A 1,573-nucleotide genomic window follows, 5' to 3' on the forward strand; every position below is an offset into this window, starting at 1 on the left:
CTGGACGCGGACGAGATCGGGCGGATCACCGCGACCGTCGAGGGCGGCGCGGCCAACATCGCCGACATCTACCCCCTCGCCCCCCTCCAGGAAGGCTTCCTCTTCCACCACCTGCTCGCGGAGGGCGGCGAGGACGCCTACGTGATGCCCACTGTGGTGGAGTTCGGCTCGCGCGAGCGGTTCGACAGCTTCACCGCAGCCCTTCAGCAGGTGATCGACCGGCACGACATCTACCGCACGGCGATCGTGTGGGAAGGCCTGCACCAGCCGGTCCAGGTCGTCCTGCGCAACGCGGTACTGCCCGTCGAGGACGTCACGCTCGACCCCCACGGCACCGAACCGGCCGAGCAGCTCCTTGCACACGTCGGCCTCTCGATGGATCTGAACCGAGCCCCGCTGATCAGCGTGCACGTCGCTTCGGTGGATCCGGAGACGGACCGGTGGCTGGCCCTGGTACGGGTGCACCACATGGTGCAGGACCACACCGCGATGGAGGTGCTGCTCGACGAGGTCGAGGCGTTCCTGACCGGGCGGGGCGCTGAGCTGGCGCCGCCGCTGCCGTTCCGTACCTTCGTCGCGCAGGCACGCGCCGGTTCGGAGAGCGGGAAGCACGAACGCTACTTCGCCGAGCTGCTGGGTGACGTCGACGAGTCGACCGCACCGTACGGGGTGGTCGACGCGCGCGGCGACGGAGCGGACGCCGTCCGAGCCGTGGTGCCGTTCGCGCCGGAGCTGACCGAGCGGCTGCGGGATGTCGCCCGCCGACTGGGCGCCAGCCCTGCCACGGTTCTGCATGTGGCCTGGGCGCGCGCCCTCGCCGCGATGTCCGGACGTACGGACGTGGTGTTCGGAACGGTGCTGTTCGGCCGCATGAGCGCGGGCGCAGGTGCCGACCGTGTGCCCGGGCCGTTCATGAACACGCTGCCCGTGCGCGTACGGACCGACGAGGTCGGCGCCCTGCAAGCGGTGGCAGCGATGCGAGGCCAGCTGGCGGAGCTGCTGGAGCGCGAGCACGCACCGCTGGCCGTGGCTCAGCAGGCCAGCGGGGTGGCCGGCGACTCACCACTGTTCACCTCGATCTTCAACTACCGGCACAACGCGGTCCGGCCGGCCGCACCGACGGCCGGTAGTGAAGCGGACCCGTGCGAGGACCAGAGCGGGATCCGGACGGTGTTCTCGCGTGAGCGCACCAACTACCCCCTTTCGGTCGCCGTCGACGACCGCGGCACCGAGATCGGACTGGCCGTGGACGCGGTCGCCCCGATCGATGCACGCCACGTCGGCTCGGCCGTCCGCACCACCGCCGAGAACCTCGTCGCCGCGCTGGAGCAGGCGCTGGACGCGGGCCGCGATCTTCCGCTGAGGGACATTGAGGTCCTGGGTGTGGAGGAGCGGCGTTTGGTGGTGGAGGGGTGGAACGATACGTCTGTGGGGGTTCCGGCGGGGTTGTTGCCGGAGTTGTTTGAGGCTCAGGTGGCGCGGACGCCTGATGCGGTTGCTGTGGTGTTTGAGGGTGTTGAGGTTTCGTTTGCGGAGTTGGATGCGCGGGCGAATCGGCTGGCTCGGTGTCTGG

General features: G+C 70.0%; 1 protein-coding gene. It reads left to right on the forward strand.

Annotated features, from left to right (window positions below):
* A partial coding sequence (locus ABT084_RS37855) for a condensation domain-containing protein (protein ID WP_351054389.1) occupies window positions 1-1,573 on the forward strand: 1,573 nt, incomplete at both ends.

Source organism: Streptomyces sp. NPDC002138 (genome assembly GCF_040296485.1).
Lineage (GTDB): Bacteria > Actinomycetota > Actinomycetes > Streptomycetales > Streptomycetaceae > Streptomyces.